This is a genomic window from Pseudomonas sp. HT11 (genome assembly GCF_044875395.1).
Classification (GTDB): domain Bacteria; phylum Pseudomonadota; class Gammaproteobacteria; order Pseudomonadales; family Pseudomonadaceae; genus Aquipseudomonas.
On the sequence record NZ_CP173217.1, the window covers coordinates 4,119,948 to 4,133,769 of the forward strand.

13 protein-coding genes are annotated in these 13,822 nt (G+C 64.0%); all 13 read right to left on the reverse strand.

Going from position 1 to position 13,822, the window contains the following annotated elements:
* Positions 1 to 11 precede the first annotated feature (11 nt).
* The 13 genes from ABWL43_RS18950 to ABWL43_RS19010 all read right to left on the reverse strand — a co-directional run bounded on the left by ABWL43_RS18950 (position 12) and on the right by ABWL43_RS19010 (position 13,820).
* On the reverse strand, positions 12 to 1,595 hold the full coding sequence (locus ABWL43_RS18950; RefSeq protein ID WP_404483597.1) for a flavin monoamine oxidase family protein: 1,584 nt from the start codon (positions 1,593 to 1,595) through the stop codon (positions 12 to 14).
* A gap of 11 nt (positions 1,596 to 1,606) precedes the next feature.
* Positions 1,607 to 2,530 (reverse strand): ABC transporter substrate-binding protein, encoded by a 924-nt coding sequence (locus tag ABWL43_RS18955; protein ID WP_404483599.1) that lies wholly within the window; start codon positions 2,528 to 2,530, stop codon positions 1,607 to 1,609.
* Between the two features lie 17 nt (positions 2,531 to 2,547).
* Entirely contained in the window at positions 2,548 to 3,321 is a 774-nt protein-coding gene (locus ABWL43_RS18960; RefSeq protein WP_242199205.1) for an amino acid ABC transporter ATP-binding protein, read from the reverse strand.
* Entirely contained in the window at positions 3,314 to 4,285 is a 972-nt protein-coding gene (locus tag ABWL43_RS18965; RefSeq protein WP_404483601.1) for an amino acid ABC transporter permease, read from the reverse strand. Before ABWL43_RS18965 ends, ABWL43_RS18960 begins: the two co-directional genes overlap by 8 nt.
* A 25-nt stretch (positions 4,286 to 4,310) precedes the next feature.
* The gene (locus ABWL43_RS18970) at positions 4,311 to 6,704 is read right to left on the reverse strand and encodes a TonB-dependent receptor plug domain-containing protein (protein WP_404483603.1); all 2,394 of its coding nucleotides are present in this window, start codon (positions 6,702 to 6,704) and stop codon (positions 4,311 to 4,313) included.
* 851 nt (positions 6,705 to 7,555) lie between these two features.
* Positions 7,556 to 9,679: a type II secretion system secretin GspD gene (gene gspD / locus ABWL43_RS18975; RefSeq protein WP_404483605.1), complete on the reverse strand. Its 2,124-nt coding sequence runs from the start codon at positions 9,677 to 9,679 to the stop codon at positions 7,556 to 7,558.
* Between the two features lie 5 nt (positions 9,680 to 9,684).
* Positions 9,685 to 10,203 carry a general secretion pathway protein GspN gene (locus tag ABWL43_RS18980; protein ID WP_242199201.1) on the reverse strand — a complete coding sequence of 173 codons (519 nt, stop codon included), beginning with the start codon at positions 10,201 to 10,203 and terminating at the stop codon, positions 9,685 to 9,687.
* Positions 10,200 to 10,799 carry a type II secretion system protein GspM gene (gene gspM / locus ABWL43_RS18985; RefSeq protein WP_242151007.1) on the reverse strand — a complete coding sequence of 200 codons (600 nt, stop codon included), beginning with the start codon at positions 10,797 to 10,799 and terminating at the stop codon, positions 10,200 to 10,202. Before gspM ends, ABWL43_RS18980 begins: the two co-directional genes overlap by 4 nt.
* Positions 10,774 to 11,766, reverse strand: a complete 993-nt coding sequence (locus ABWL43_RS18990) for a type II secretion system protein GspL (RefSeq protein ID WP_404483607.1) — start codon at positions 11,764 to 11,766, stop codon at positions 10,774 to 10,776. Before ABWL43_RS18990 ends, gspM begins: the two co-directional genes overlap by 26 nt.
* Positions 11,763 to 12,464, reverse strand: coding sequence for a type II secretion system minor pseudopilin GspK (locus tag ABWL43_RS18995; protein ID WP_404483609.1), 702 nt, complete (start codon positions 12,462 to 12,464; stop codon positions 11,763 to 11,765). The genes ABWL43_RS18990 and ABWL43_RS18995 overlap by 4 nt, the downstream gene beginning before the upstream one ends.
* Positions 12,461 to 13,069, reverse strand: coding sequence for a prepilin-type N-terminal cleavage/methylation domain-containing protein (locus tag ABWL43_RS19000; protein ID WP_404483611.1), 609 nt, complete (start codon positions 13,067 to 13,069; stop codon positions 12,461 to 12,463). The genes ABWL43_RS18995 and ABWL43_RS19000 overlap by 4 nt, the downstream gene beginning before the upstream one ends.
* Positions 13,066 to 13,398 carry a type II secretion system protein gene (locus ABWL43_RS19005; RefSeq protein WP_145165885.1) on the reverse strand — a complete coding sequence of 111 codons (333 nt, stop codon included), beginning with the start codon at positions 13,396 to 13,398 and terminating at the stop codon, positions 13,066 to 13,068. The genes ABWL43_RS19000 and ABWL43_RS19005 overlap by 4 nt, the downstream gene beginning before the upstream one ends.
* Complete coding sequence (locus ABWL43_RS19010) at positions 13,395 to 13,820, reverse strand: type II secretion system protein (RefSeq protein ID WP_404483613.1); 426 nt, start codon at positions 13,818 to 13,820, stop codon at positions 13,395 to 13,397. The genes ABWL43_RS19005 and ABWL43_RS19010 overlap by 4 nt, the downstream gene beginning before the upstream one ends.
* Positions 13,821 to 13,822: the final 2 nt, after the last annotated feature.

The following is a 13,822-nucleotide window of genomic DNA, read 5'->3' on the forward strand; positions in this document are numbered from 1 at the left end:
GAGGATGCTCCTTAAGACGCGGCCAATGCCGCACGCTGTGTTTGTTGCGTCACGCGGTCCGCCAGTTGCGCAACCACATGGCGCGCCGAGTTGGCCGCCGATTCCTGCCAGATGCCCACGCCGCTTTGCACCAGACCATCCCCGGCGAAGTACACGCGGCCATGGGCCTGTTCGAGCAAGGCACTGGCGTCGGCGGGAAAGTGTTCGCGTTGCAGCCACGGGCCTTCGCTGTAGGGAATCTGTTCCCAGGACACGGCCAGCGGGTTGCGCAGGTGTTTGGCGTAACCCGGATGCAACAGCTCCACGGCCTCCCTGGAGGTGGCGTACTGCTCATCGAACGGCTGCGCGCCAAACACGTCGGCGCCTTCCCCGGTCACGTAACCGGCCACCAGCAAGCCTTCGCGGGTGTTGAGGTCGTTGCTCGGGTACCAGAGCAGGCGCGCCGGGTGTTCGATCCAGGACAGACCGCCGTAGGTGCGGTAGTCGGTTTCCCAGAAGCGCGGCGATTGCCACGCCACTTTGGTGGCCTGGTCACTGCGGGTGCTGAGCAACGCGGCTTTGATCGGGTCGCTGAAATCGGTGTCGAGTTTGGCCAGCAGCGGCAGCGGTAAGGTCGAGACCAGGTAATCAGCGCGCACCACCTGTTCGCGGCCGCTGTGTGTGTCGTGGTAAGTCACTGCCACGCCATGTTCCAGCTGGCGGACCTGCCTGACCTGCGCGCCCAACTGCACGTGTTCGCTGACGCGTTGGTAGAAAGCGTCGGTGATGCGGTCCATGCCGCCGACCGGCTGGAACATGGTTGCCGAAAACTCAGGGAACTCAGTGTGTAATAACGCGCCCCACAGTTCGGGGTGCAGCAAGCGGTCCAGCGCCAGCGGGCTGCGGCTGGCGGGCAATGCGCCGGGATGCGCGGGCGATTCCAGGTGACCGGCGCGCAGGCTGCCCTCATAGGCCAGTTCTTGCGACAGATCGCCGTAGACCTGCAAGAAGGCCAGCAAGCGCGTACGCTCTTCGCCGCTCAACACATCATCGAGTGCATCGCGCTGCACGGCCTTGGCCAGCAAGCCGGACAAGTGCCCACGCGCATCGTTGATCGCCTGGCCAACGGTGAATGCCGGCTGTTGCAGGTCCGGGCGCACCTGGGCGCCATGGCTGCTGTTGACCAGCACTTCCAGCGGCACGCCCAGCTCGCTGCAGTAATCCAGAATGGTGCGGTGCTGGCTGGGAATCCTGGCCGGGCCTGCGTTGAAATACAGGCCCTGATCAAATGCCACGGTTTGCGTGCGGCCGTCCTTGTAGTCCACGCGGTCGCCATGGCGCAGGGTCCAGGTGCGCCCGCCGACGCGATCGCGCGCTTCCAGCACTTGCACACTGAACCCGGCGCGGGTCAGTTCCAACGCAGTGACCAGCCCGGCAATCCCCGCCCCCAGCACCAGCACGCGGGTGCCCTGCCCCAGGCCGGGCTTGAGTTTCAGCGGCTGCGGGCGTCGGTGCGACGACGGCCCCAGCCCCAATGCTGCAAGTGCATCCTTGACGGCCGGCTCACCGCCTACCGCGGCGATGCTCGACAGCGCTTCACGTCGTGTCAGTCCCATGATCGATGCTCCTAGTCCGGCAGGCCCGGTGGGTTGATCAGCGACGTGTCGACGCGCTCGATGTCCAGGCCCCAGCGTTGCAACACCTGTTCGTATTGGCCGCCGGCAATCGCGCCTTCAAGCGCCGTGTGAATCGGCTGGACCAGGCCGTTGTCCTTGCGTGTGGTCACGGCGATATCCGCTTTCAGCGGCCAGCCACCATTGACCGTGCCGACAAGCTTGATGCCACCGGTGATGGCCGCCGAATAGGCGTACACCGAGTTAGGCCCGAACAGCGCATCGCTGCGCCCAGATTGCACCGCCAGCTGCGCGGCGGCCTGGTCGTCGAAGTACTGCAACAGCGCAGGCTTGACGCTGGCCTTTTCATTCGCCTCGTTCCACGCCAGCAGGACTTTTTCCTGGTTGGTGCCAGAGCCGACAATGATCTTCAGCCCGGCAATGTCCGCGGCCTGCTTGATCGCGGTGATCTTGCTGGTGCTCTTGACGTAAAACCCCAGCACATCCTGGCGATACGTGGCGAAGTCAAAACGCTTCTTGCGCGCTTCGGTCACGGTGACGTTGCTGATCACCGCGTCGTATTTGCCTGAGCTGACGCCCAGCGGCCAATCCTCCCAACTGGTCTGCACCACGTTGAGTTGCAGGCCAAGGCTGTCGGCGACCAACTGCGCGGTGTCGGCCTCGCTGCCGATGGTGGTCTTGTCGTCATTGGCCAGCAGCGCCAGCGGTGGCCCGGCCACGCCGGACACAGCCACGGTGAACTTGCCCGGCTGGGCGAACTTGAAGCCCGGCGGAATCTGCGCAATGGCTGCGTCGTTGCGCGGCACATGAATGCGCACACGGTCGGGGCTGAGGTCGACCTGTTGCACGGCGAAAGCGCTTTGCGCGGTGCTGACGGCGAGCGCCAGCAGGGCCACGCGGGCGGTATGGATGAACATGGCAGTCACTCCTTGAACTAAAGCACCTTGCCGAGAAAGGCCACGGTGCGGGGATGTCGGGGTTGGCGGAAAATCTGCTCGGGCGGGCCCTCTTCGATCAGTTGGCCGTCGCATAGGAACACCACGTGGTCGGCCACCTCACGGGCGAAACCGATCTCGTGGGTGACGATCACCAGGGTCACGCCCAGCTGGGTCAGGCCCTTGATCACATCGAGCACCTCGCCCACCAGCTCCGGGTCGAGGGCTGAAGTAGGTTCGTCAAACAGCAGCACCTTGGGGTCCAGTGCCAAGGCGCGGGCGATGGCCACGCGCTGTTGCTGACCACCGGAGAGCTGGCGCGGGTAGGCATCGACCTTGTCCGCCAGGCCAACCTTGGCCAGCAACTCGGCGGCCTTGAAGTGGGCTTCGGCTTTACGCCAGCGTTTGTGGGCCAGCGGCGCTTCGGCGATGTTTTCCCAGGCGGTGAGGTGCGGGAACAGGTTGAAGTTCTGGAACACGAAACCCACGTCGATGCGCCGCTTGAGAATCTCGCGCTCTTTCAATTCGTAGAGCAGGTCACCCTTGCGCCGATAGCCGACGTATTCACCGTCGATGGTGATGTGCCCGCTGTCGATCTTCTCCAGGTGGTTGATGGTGCGCAGCAAGGTGGATTTGCCCGAACCGGACGGCCCGAGAATCACCGTGACCTTGCCCGGGTCGATGGTCAGGTCGATGTCGTTGAGCACCTGCTGGTTGCCAAAGCGCTTGCCCACGCCCTGGATCTGGATGCGCCCCGCGCGTGCGTCACTCATGGGTTTTCTCCTTGAGCCAGCGGCGGATGCGTTGCAGCGGCGTCGGCGGCAGCACGCGCGCGGTGCCACGCGCAAAGTGGCGCTCGACGTAATACTGGGCGCTGGTCAGCATGGTGGTGATGATCAGGTACCACACGGTGGCCACGATCAGCAGCGGGATCACTGCCTGGGTGCGGTTGTAGATGACCTGCACGGTGTAGAACAGCTCCGGCAAGGCCAGCACGTAGACGATGGACGTGCCCTTGACCAGGCCGATGATTTCGTTGAAACCCGAGGGCAGAATCGAACGCAGCGCCTGGGGCAGGATGATCCGGAAGATACGCCGCGAGGCCGGCAAGCCCAAGGCCGCCGCCGCTTCATGCTGGCCGGCGTCCACGCCGATCAGGCCGCCGCGAATGATCTCTGCCGCGTAGGCCGCTTGCATCAGGCTCAGGCCCAATACCGCCACAGTGAATTGACTGAGCACATCCACCGTCGACCATTCGGCGAACACCACGCCGGTGAACGGCACGCCGAGTACGATGTGGTCATACAGGTAGGCAAAGTTGTAGAGGATGATCAGCACCAGCAGCGCCGGCATCGAGCGGAAAAACCAGATGTAGCCCCAGGCCAACGCCGCCAGCAGCGGCGAGCCCGACAGCCGCGCCAGGGCCAAGGCAGTGCCGAGGATGATGCTGAACACGGTGCTGAGCAATGTCAGCAACAGCGTCTGGCCCAGGCCACGCAGCACCGACGGCGAGAAGAACCACTGGCCGAACACGCCCCACTCCCAACGCGGGTTGGTGGCCAGCGAATGCACGATGGCCAGCAGCACCAGCGCGGCGAAAATCGACCCGGCCCAGCGCCACGGGTGCCGGGCCGGCACCACGTGCAAGGCTTTGATCGGCGTTGCGACACGCGCCTGGCGAACCGGGTAGTCGGAGACCTCATCGATCAGGTCATAGGTTTTGGCGACAATGGGCATGGTCTATTCCTCGCGAGTTGCGGCCTTAGAAGGCGTAAGTCAGCCGGGTGTAGTAGTACCCGCCGGTAAAACCGTAGGGCGAATACGTGCCGTAGCTGGCGAGCATGGTGCTGCTCGGCACGCCTTGTTTTTTGGGGTATTGGTCGAACAGGTTCTTGGCGCCGACGGCGACGTTCAGGTCTTTGGTGAGGTTGTAGCCAAGGTCGAGGTCGGTGATCCACTTGGCGCTGTAGACCCGGTCGAGGCTGCGGTCGGCGGAAACGTTGACCTCTTTGTACGAGCCGTAACGAGTCAGGGCCAGGTTGAGGTTGAAGCGGTCGATGCTCCAGTCACCGCCCAGGATCAGCTTGGTCTTGGGCTGCACATCGGTGATCAGGCCGCGGGCCTGGCGGTCCATCAGGTCATAGGAGGTGCCGAGGATGTCGGTGGACGCCTTGTAGTTGAGGATCTTGGTCTGGTTCCAGTTGAACGCGGCCGTCCACTTCAGCGAGCCGTACGGGCCGATGTCCTGGTTGTAGTTGCTGACCAGGTCCACGCCTTTGGTGCGGGTGTCGGCGCCGTTGATGAAGTACTGGCCGCCGGAGGTGGAATTGATGCCGTTGTTCTGCAAGACCTGGGTGACTTCCGGGCCCAGCAGGGTGCCGGTCAGGGTGATGCGGTCACGCAGGTTGATCACGTAGGCGTCGGCGGTGAAGTTCAAGCGGTCGGTGGGCGTGAGGGTGAAACCGAGGCTGAAGTTGGTCGAACGCTCGGGTTTCAAGCCCTCGGCGCCCAAGGCCTTGGCCGCCGCCGACCCCACAGGCAACACGCCGTAGTTGATCGATTGATACACGCCGTCGACCACGCCATAGGTCGTGGAGCGCGCGCTGAACAGGCTGTTGGCCAGGGACGGCGCGCGAAAACCATTGCTGACCGTGGCGCGCACGGCGAACTGCGGGGTGAAATCGTAGCGCGTGGTCAGCTTGCCGCTGCGGGTTGCGCCGACGCCTTCGTTGTAATGCTCATAGCGCAACGCGGTGCCCACGTACCAGTCCGGCAGCGGGTTGAAGCCCACATCGACATAGCTGGCGAGGCTGTTGCGCGAGGCGCTGCTCTCTTCCGCCGGTGAAATGCCGTTGGTGACCTGCGCCCCGGACGACGCGCAATTGCCCGGCGCCACGCAGTAACCGCCATTGGCATAGGACGCGTAGTCACCGGCCTGCACCTCATAGGTGTCGCGCCGATGCTCGAAGCCGTAAGACAGGTCCAGCGGCTTTTGCAGGCCAATGTCGAAGCCGCGCTTGAAGTCAAGGTTGGTGGTCAGCTCGGTGGAAATCCAGGTGCCGGAGGTGAAGCTGTTGGGTGTGTACTCGCCCAGCGACGGGTTCTGGTTGTGGGTGGTGCCCTGCTCCGCTTCGTTGCGCCCGTAGGTGGTGGACAGATCCCAGTCCCACGCGCCGACCGTGCCCTTGCCGCCGAACGCGGCCTGGAAATCATCCTCGTCGATGTACCAGGTCGGCGTGTAGCCGGCCGGGTAGCCATTGGGCCCGGTGGTGATGGTGTTGGTGATGGTCGGCAGGCGGAAGTTCTGGCCTTGCTCGGCCTTGCGTCGCGAGTAGGTGGTGAAGGAATACAGGCTCAAACTGTCATCAATCGGCAGCTCGGCGTTGTAGCCCAGGGTCAGCAGGTTGGTCTTGGGCGTGCCGTAACCGCCATAAGTGGACTTGCCCGCCAGGCCATAGGCTTGCTCGTAGGTGTAACCGTTGGCGCTGGCCTTGTTGTCGTCATTCTGGCTGCGTGCGTCCAGGGCCAACTGCACGATGCCGCCGTTGCCGATTTCGAAACCCTTGTTGAGGCTTTGCTGCACGGTCTGTTTCTTGCCGTCGTAGCCCTGGCCGATGTTGGTCACAGCGGTGCCGCTGGTGTCGGCCTTGAGGATCACGTTGATCACCCCGGCAATGGCGTCCGAGCCATATTGGGCGGCAGCGCCGTCGCGCAGCACTTCAACGTGGTCGATGGCGCTGATCGGGATCAGGTCCAAGTCAGCCGGAGCCGCGCCGGTGTTGATGCCGTTGATGTTCAGGGTGGCGCTTGTGTGACGGCGCTTGCCGTTGACCAGCACCAACACTTCGGCGGCACTCAGGCCGCGCAAGTTGGGAGCACGGGCAATGCCGCTGGCGTCCCAACCGGTTTTTTCCGGCAGGGTCAGCGACGGGATCACCGCGCTCAAGGCTTCCATCAAACCGGGCTTGCCAGTGTTTTGCAGTTGCTTGGCGCTGACGACATCGATTGGCACCGGGCTGCTGGTGACGGTGCGCTGCTCGGCGCCACGGTTGCCGGTGACCACCACGGTGGACAGGGTGCTGTCGTCCTGGGCCTGAGCTGCACTCGCCAGCAGGGCCAGCGCCAGGGCGGTGGTGGGGTGTAAAACGTGCTTCATGGCCACTCCAGACTTTCCAGATCGCGAAGTCGGGCGCTCGCGCGGTCGTGCGCGGTGCTCGGATTTTTCGAGGGTGTTTCGGCGATTGGGAACTAGGTGTGGGGCGAGCGAGGGGTTTGAATGGGCAACATACGTTGAACTCCGTTCCAACGATTCTGCCGCAGGGTCTTTACCCGGTTATGGCGCGCAGAATCTGAATCACGCTGGGTACCATCCGAGGTCGGGGGTAGGCTGTTGCGATCAAACATAACGGAATGGATTTTAAAAATATAATGCTATTTGGGCATAAGCTAATATTCTCCAATTTCATTATTTATTAATAATTTTATTCGTATTGGTAATGTTTTATTGAGATCAGGCGCGGGTTGCCAGCGTGGTGTAACTGAGCACCCAGGATCAAAATCTACAGCTCGGCGGGCTGACAGCCGACCTGATCCTGGAGGCTGCACTCAATCAAATGTGGGAGCTGGCTTGCGTGCGATGCAGACGACTCGGTGGATCAGGCATACCCGGTTGATGCCATCGCGGGCAAGCCCGCTCCCACATTTGGATCTCTGTGCATCAGATAGAGATGTGTTGCTGTGCTTTTGCTTCTACCACTCAGGTCGGCTACCAGGCCGCCGTGCTCTGCTTTTCCAAAGCCTGCGTGAGGGCACACCGAGCCCAGGCGAGGTGCCGAGTGGTGGGGCGAGGACCTTTTGGTTACTTTTGGGTCCGTACAGGTCCTTCCAAAAGCGACCCGCTGTAAGAGCGGAGCCAATAGCAGCCGTTACCACAGCAACGGATATGTACACGAGCTACCACCATCCCAGGCAACCCAGCCCCTACATTTTCCACCCCATTGCTTCACTTCATCTCGCCGGCCGCAGCAACTGCATCTGCTGGCGATAATCATCCGTCACCTGCCGCGCCTGGCTGCTGCTGGTAATCACCCGAGGCGTAATCAACACAATCAACTCCGTGCGATCCTTGGACTTGCTGGTGTTACCAAACAACCACCGCAACCCAGGAATCTTGCCCAGATACGGCACAGCACTGACACTCTGCGCGTTGTCCTGCTTGATCAACCCGCCCAGCAACACCGTCTGCCCACTTTGCACCGCGACCTGCGTCGACACCGACCGCGTCGATATCCGCGGATTCACCGGCGTATCACTGGTACCACTCTGAGTTTCGGCATCACTGACCTGCTGCTGAATATCCATGTACACCAACCCGCCCGGATTAATGCGCGGCACCACATCCAGAATCACCCCGGTCTGCACGTACTCGACGCTGCTCAAGGTGGAATCGGCGTTGCCGGTATTCACCGTGGTCTGACTGATAGGAATGTTATCCCCCACCTGAATCTGCGCCGGCTGGTTATTCATCACCACCAACGACGGCGCCGACAGCACCTGAGTGCGCCCATTGGTCTCCAACGCATGCAACGCCACCTGCAAATTGGCGCTGACAAACGAATAAAACAACGAATCCGACGCCCCCAGCCCTGCCCCGCCGCCCCCGAGCGCCCCCTGGTTGCCCGAGGCATTCGCCACCGTATTACTTCCGGAATTCCCCGCCAGGCGCCCCAGATACCACTGCACCCCAAGGTCCAGTTCCCCGGTCAACTTGACCTCAAGAATGCGCGTCTCGATCTGTACCTGAAGCGGCGGATTGTCGAGGCGTTTGATCGCCGCTTCGATCTCCTTCCACTGCGCCGGACGCGTGCGCACCAGCAGTTGGTTACTGCTTTTCTGCGCAGTAATCCGAGTTCCGGCTTCAAGACTTTTATCCGCCGCAGGCGCAGCAACGTCCGGTGCTTGCTCAGGCTCCTCGGCGGGCGGCGGCGCATCTTGCAGCCCGCCGGAATTGCTGTTGAGCGACGACAACGTCGCCGTGCGCAACCCCGGCGCAACCTTCGCCGGCGCGTCGTCCTTGATCGCGTCATTGCCATAGATCTGGCGCAGGTACCTGGCCAGGTCCGAAGCCTTCATATTGCGCACATCGTAGACATACATCTGCGGCTCGTTACCGCCGCCCTCGTCGATGGTGCGGATCCAGTCACCCACCTCGCTGAGGTACTGCGGCTGTGAAGAAATCGCCACCACCGAATTGGTGCGCTCAATCGGCAAAAACCGCAGCATGCCCGCCAACGGCATGCCACTGTCCGGGCCGAACATGGCTTGCAGCTCGGGCATCAACTCGGCCACTGACGCGCGTTGCAGGCCGAACACGCCCACCGACATGCCCTTGAGCCAGTCCACATCAAAGGTGTCGATGGTTTCCTGATAGTTGGCCAGTTCCTCCGCGGTGCCGGCCAGGCTGAGGATGTTGCGCGCCGGGTCCACCAGCAAAAACGCGTTCTCGCGGGCAAACGGCTTGAGCAGCTTTTGCATCTCGGTGGCGGAGATATACCGCAGTGGGAACAACCGCGCAGAGAGGCCGCTGGACGGCGCCGCCACGTGCATTTGCGGCACCAGCTTGCCGGCCACGGCCTGGTCGGCGGGCAGGATCACATAGCGCTGGCCCTGGCGGATCATCGCGTTGTCGGTCCAGGACAGCAGGGTTTCCAGAATCGACAACGCCTGCTGCTTGTCCACCGGTTTGGAGGTGGAGAAGCTGACGTTGCCCTTCACGCCCTGGGCGATGCTGTAGTTTTCGTGCAGCAGGTCGCCCATCACGCTGTTGATCACCGCTTCGATGGGCTGGTCGGCGAAGTTGAACACGATGTCGCCGCCCTGCTCCTTGGCGCTCGGTGATGCGGCGGGCGGACGCACGAATTGCTGGTTGCCACGGATCACCTGGCGCTGTGGCGCTGACCTGGCTGCAAGCGGTGGGCTTTCAGGCGCAGGCGCCGCAGTCGGCGGCCGTTGTGAACCGGTGCCCTGCATGGCTTCGTGCAGCAGCTCGTCGTCCGCGTCGGGGCGGTCGGGGAAGGCGCCACAGCCGCCCAGTGCGAGGGCGGTGGCCAGGCAAAATGTTGAAGTGCGCATGTCGATCAAGGGAGGGGCTCGCGGGGAAGAGTAATCGGGGGCCGGGTGGACGGCGGCGGCAGGCGCTTGGCATAGAGGTTCAAGGTTTGCGTGCGGCCATCCAGGGCAAAACGGGCGTATTGCGGTGTCAGGTGTTCCAGGCGCCAGCCGTTGGGCAGCGTCTGGCCCAGGCGCACGGTCAGCGGGCGGCCGTCGGCCTGCTTGAGCATCGCCATTTGCAGGTTGCCAGTGATCATGATGCCGCTGAGGGTCAGGTTGGCCAGGCTCGAGACTCGGGCTTTGCCCACCACGCTGTCGGGGCTGCGATCAGGGCTGAACAGCGGCGTTTGCCACGTGGCGGCGAGGCTATCGAGTGTCACGCTTGGCGCCACGCGCGCACTGACCGCAGGGTGCGCACGCGCGACGGGTTCGGGCAGCCACTGCGGTTGATCGCCGATGCTGCTGAGGATGACCGCCATCAGCACGCCGAGTAACCCGGCCAAGCCGAGCAAGCCCCATTCCAGGGGGCGCAGTGCGCCGATCATCGCGCCACCTGCGGTTGCAGATAGCCGCGCACCAACAGGTGCACCAGCAGTTTTCCCGCCCCGCCGCTGGCTGGCGCCTGCTGGCCACGGCGGATGCGCAGCTCATCCACAAACAAAAACGGCGGCTGGTACTCCAGCTCATGCAGCACGGCTTCCAAGGGCTCGATGGCGCAGTTCAGGGTCAGGCTGACTTTGACCTGGCGATACGGCTCGCCCTCGTCCTGCTCCGGGGTGATGGGCTTGCGTTGGGTCAGGCTGCAGCCGCCGCCGAGCGTGGCGTGGCTGTTGATCAGGTCGGCAAGACGCTGCATCAGGTCGGCGGCCACCACGTCAGGGTCATCGCCCGGCAACAGGCTGGTGCTGCTGGCCGGGTCCTGGCGGGCCTGTTGCAGTTGCTGGCGCAGCGCATCGCCCTGGCGCACCACGCCGGCGTAGCGTTGCTGCTGCTCGCGCAACTGCTCGGCCTGTTCGCCCATGTCACGCAAGGGGCCGGCGAACCAGCTGTCGATCAACAGCCAGTAGGCCGCGCCGACGACCACGGCCAGCAATAGCAAGGCCGCACCGCGACGTTCACGGGGTGTGAGGGGTCGGCGCATCGGCGGCCTCCTGGCGTAGGTGGGCACGCAAGGCAAACTGGTCCTTGCCGGTGCGCGCATCGGGTTGAATCACCCCTTCGAACTGGGCGTTTTCCAGGCTGTGGCAACTCTTGATGCGGGTGATCAGCGCGCTGGCCTTGGCGCTTTGTCCGGAGATGGAAATCTCGCCGTCCTTGACGTCCAACTGGTCGAGCCAGGTGTCGGCGGGCAGGCAGGTGGTGAGGTCATTGAGCAACGCGGCCAAGGGCGGCTGCGCCAGTTTGCGCCGGGTCAGGTATTGCGCCGCGCCACGGGTATTGAGCAGTTGCTGGCGCAAGGCGTGCACCTCGGCAACCTGGGCTTTTTGCTGCTGCACGCTGGCGCGCATGGCGTCGAGCACGCGCTGGCGGTCGTTGAGCCACAACAGCATCGCCGCAATCAGCAAGGCACCGCACAGCCACGGCAGGCTGCGTTGCAGGCCTTTGCCGGTGGGGCGTTGGCGCGGGCGCAGTGGCGCGGGGAGCAAGTCGATGCCCAGGTGGTTCACATCCACCCGATGAGGGTGCACGCCGAGGGCGGCGCACTCGGTGAGGATCTGGTCCAGCTGTTCGCGCAGGATCGCCACCAGCGTGACCTGCAGGTGCGTGGCGGTGCGTTGCTCCTGGCGCGCGACGAAGTACAGCTGGTCAGCCTCGAAGGGCGTGTAGCGATCCAGCTCGTACCCGACCACGGCGGTCAGGTTGCGCGCGGCGGCCAGCGGCAGCTGCACGGTTTGCAGCAGCACCGCGTCGGGCGCGAGCATCAGCACCTGGCGCGCGCTGGCGAGTGTGACCGGTTCGCTCAGTGGCCAGTGGCAGACCTGCTCAGGCGGCTCGCTCAGGGCCAGCCATTTCGGGACACAGGCGCGCAACTCCGCGAGCCACAGGCGCCAGCCCTGTTGCAGCAGGCTGCCGCGCCAGTGCCGGGCGATGGGTTCCAGTCGATTCATTCTTGCCAACGCAGCACCCGGTAGGGTTGCGCGCTGTCCTCCGAGGGGCTCAATAAAACGGTGAGTTGCAGGCGTGCCTGGTAGCCGCCGGGGCGCTGTGCGTGGCTGTCGACCACCAGCACCACACCCGGGTCGGCGCCTTCGGCGTTCTGACGCGGCAAGTCCAGCGCCTTGCGCATCAGCGGGCTGGCGAAGGCCGGATCGGGTCGATCCAGGTCACTCCACAGGGTGATTTCCGGCAGCAATTGGCTGTACAGCGTTTGTGTCATGCCGGGCAGCTGGCGCACTTCTTCCAGCACCCGAAACGGCGGCAGGCCGTGCTTGCGGCGCGCCTCAAAGGCTTTGATCAATTGGTCGGCCTGGGCCTGGGTGGCGCCGCAGGCCAGGGCCAGGCGCATCAAGTCATCGGCCTCGGCGTTGATCAGGTAGAGCTTGCCGCGCTCGCTGCGCAGGCTGACGTGCAACTGGGCATCGTCGAAGGTCAGCGCGATGTCACGGCCGTCGGCAATCCAGCGCCGATCGGCCATGACCAGGGCGATGCCGGCTTCGGCAGCCAGCACGGTCTGGGTGTGCTGGCGCAACCACAGGGCCTGGCGGCTTTGCAGCTGTACCCAGCCGGCCAGGCCGCCGAGCAACACACTGAGCAAGGCCAGCGCCCACAGCACCAGCAGCAGCGCAGCGCCGCGTTGGCGCCTCATTCCTCCAGCGCTCCGCTGGCGAGGTTAAGACGCAGGGCAATCACTTGGGTAACCCACGGCAGCGGGCCGTCGACGCGTGCGGCAATGCGCACCGCAGCGGGCAAATGCTTGGGCCACGGCCATTGGTTGACCCATCCGGTGGCTTGGCCCAAAGGCGATACGCCGCGGTAACTGAACTGCAAGTCCTGGACGTTTTTGAGCAGCACTTGCGGCTCACTGCGGGCGACGTTGGTGTGCGATTCGAGCTGAGCAAACGACACCTGCAATGCCTGTTTTTGCGCTTGCAGCGTGAACCGCTGAATGCCGCCGCCGAGCACACCCGGCAACGTCGCCACAAACTGCAATCGCTGGGGCGTGCCGACAAAAAAACCATCGGTCTGGCTGTCATCTTCGGTGACGTCCAGGGGCAGCGCCTCACTGATCGCCGTGCGTAAAAACTGCTGGGCGGCGCGCATCTCATCCAGGCTGGTGGTGTAGCGCTGGGCCTTGGACACGGCGCGATTGGCGCCCAGCAACGCCCCGCCCACCAGCACCAGCAGCACCGCGAGCAGGCTCAGCACCACGAGGATCTCCAGCAAGGTGAAGCCCTGCTCGCGGCGCTTCACAGGCGCGCCTTCAAGGTACTGAAACGGGCCTGGTGCGGCCCTTCGCTGACGGTCAGGTCGAGGCGAAAAAGGTGCGGCTGTTGTCGGGTCTGGGTCAGTTGCCAGTGGATGCCCTGCAAGTCACCTTCACTGACACCTTCAGCCAGCGGCCCCGCCGCTTCCTGGTCGAGTACCGTCAGCGCCGCATGGGTGAGGCGGTCGCTGTGGGCGACTTGCGACAACGAGCGCGCGCTTTGGCCAAAGGCGACCAGCAACACTGTGCCGCACACCGCCATCAAGGTCAGCGCGGCGAGCATTTCAAGCAAGGTGAAGCCTGTCTGGTATTTCATGGCAGCGCCTTGGACTGCACGCTGCCGGTCAGCCAGCCCACGTCGATGCGCCAGCGCCGGCTGCCATTGGCCAACAACAGATGGCCGCCGGTTGAGCTGCCGTCGGGGTAAAACTCGACAGCCGAGCCGGCCTGTTCGGCAGTGTGCAAGCTCACCTGCAGCTCAGCCGGCCAGTGTTGCAGCGCGCGGCCCGGCGCCTGGAAGGTCATTTTCTGCAGATCGAATTCAGTGCGCGCCGCCGCGCCGCTGACAACCGCCCCGGCCCGCGTGGTGCGCAGCGCATCGACCATCTGCCCGACCACGCGACGCTCTTGCGCCGCCTGCAAACCCTGGCGCACGCCCAGCCCCAGCAACCCGCCGGCGAGGCCGATCAACAGGATGACCACCAGCATCTCCAGCAGGGTAAAGCCGCGCTGGGCCATGG

What these genes read in the sequence shown, in the direction of transcription:
- ABWL43_RS18990 (WP_404483607.1), bottom strand. Translation starts at nt 11,766, where the DNA reads ATGAATCGACTGGAACCCATCGCCCGGCACTGGCGCGGCAGCCTGCTG.
- ABWL43_RS18995 (WP_404483609.1), bottom strand. Translation starts at nt 12,464, where the DNA reads ATGAGGCGCCAACGCGGCGCTGCGCTGCTGCTGGTGCTGTGGGCGCTG.
- ABWL43_RS19010 (WP_404483613.1), bottom strand. Translation starts at nt 13,820, where the DNA reads ATGGCCCAGCGCGGCTTTACCCTGCTGGAGATGCTGGTGGTCATCCTG.
- gspD (WP_404483605.1), bottom strand. Translation starts at nt 9,679, where the DNA reads ATGCGCACTTCAACATTTTGCCTGGCCACCGCCCTCGCACTGGGCGGC.
- ABWL43_RS18980 (WP_242199201.1), bottom strand. Translation starts at nt 10,203, where the DNA reads ATGATCGGCGCACTGCGCCCCCTGGAATGGGGCTTGCTCGGCTTGGCC.
- ABWL43_RS19005 (WP_145165885.1), bottom strand. Translation starts at nt 13,398, where the DNA reads ATGAAATACCAGACAGGCTTCACCTTGCTTGAAATGCTCGCCGCGCTG.
- ABWL43_RS18955 (WP_404483599.1), bottom strand. Translation starts at nt 2,530, where the DNA reads ATGTTCATCCATACCGCCCGCGTGGCCCTGCTGGCGCTCGCCGTCAGC.
- ABWL43_RS18960 (WP_242199205.1), bottom strand. Translation starts at nt 3,321, where the DNA reads ATGAGTGACGCACGCGCGGGGCGCATCCAGATCCAGGGCGTGGGCAAG.
- ABWL43_RS18950 (WP_404483597.1), bottom strand. Translation starts at nt 1,595, where the DNA reads ATGGGACTGACACGACGTGAAGCGCTGTCGAGCATCGCCGCGGTAGGC.
- ABWL43_RS18965 (WP_404483601.1), bottom strand. Translation starts at nt 4,285, where the DNA reads ATGCCCATTGTCGCCAAAACCTATGACCTGATCGATGAGGTCTCCGAC.
- ABWL43_RS18970 (WP_404483603.1), bottom strand. Translation starts at nt 6,704, where the DNA reads ATGAAGCACGTTTTACACCCCACCACCGCCCTGGCGCTGGCCCTGCTG.
- gspM (WP_242151007.1), bottom strand. Translation starts at nt 10,799, where the DNA reads ATGCGCCGACCCCTCACACCCCGTGAACGTCGCGGTGCGGCCTTGCTA.